The 275-nt window shown below is 59.6% G+C and carries 1 protein-coding gene; it reads right to left on the bottom strand.

Annotated features, from left to right (window positions below; translation table 11 throughout):
- Nucleotides 1-275: Vps62-related protein (locus BK660_RS33395; RefSeq protein WP_259698575.1), on the bottom strand; the 275-nt coding region annotated here is incomplete at both ends.

The raw sequence follows: 275 nt of genomic DNA, 5'->3' as shown, positions 1-275 counted from the left end.
TGGGCGCCCCGGTTTCTTTCCAGACAAGTTCAAAGTCGACAGGGCGGGCCAGTGCCTTTCCTTTAGTGCTCTGGGCCCCTTCCATATCTTTCTCGCAGACCACGGCTGCGACCATTTCGCCATTGATATTGGTGCCGCCGGGAATGAGCACGTCGCCCAGCGGAAAGTAGCCCGGCAATGCATCCGGAGCAGGGGTGGGGCGCCAGAACGTGGCGGGTTTTGCTTTGGAACCGTTGGTGCTCCAGACCCGGTGAAACTCCGTGGTGAAGTTGATC

The organism is Pseudomonas brassicacearum (assembly GCF_003732265.1).
Taxonomy (GTDB): domain Bacteria; phylum Pseudomonadota; class Gammaproteobacteria; order Pseudomonadales; family Pseudomonadaceae; genus Aquipseudomonas; species Aquipseudomonas brassicacearum_D.
The sequence above is the reverse complement of the archived record's forward strand: the minus strand, read 5'-3'. Positions and strand labels throughout refer to the sequence as shown.